Annotated in this window: 1 protein-coding gene; it reads left to right on the forward strand. The window is 75.7% G+C overall.

What is annotated here, in order from left to right:
• Positions 1-272, forward strand: a 272-nt coding sequence (locus VR44_RS26285) for a beta-ketoacyl synthase N-terminal-like domain-containing protein (RefSeq protein ID WP_045950082.1), incomplete at both ends; no start/stop codon positions are given.

The raw sequence follows: 272 nt of genomic DNA on the forward strand, positions 1-272 counted from the left end.
GGCCCTCGCGGGCGGGGTCACCGTCATGGCGACGCCCGCGACGTTCGTGGAGTTCAGCCGCCAGCGGGGCCTGTCGGCGGACGGCCGCTGCAAGTCCTTCGCCGAGGGCGCCGACGGCACCGGCTGGGGTGAGGGCGTCGGCATGCTGCTGGTGGAGCGGCTCTCGGACGCCGTTCGCAACGGGCACCGCGTCCTGGCCGTCGTACGCGGCAGCGCCGTCAACCAGGACGGCGCCAGCAACGGCCTCACCGCCCCCAACGGGCCCTCCCAGC

Origin of the sequence: Streptomyces katrae, from assembly GCF_000966975.1 — a bacterium.
In the GTDB taxonomy this organism is placed as follows: domain Bacteria; phylum Actinomycetota; class Actinomycetes; order Streptomycetales; family Streptomycetaceae; genus Streptomyces; species Streptomyces katrae.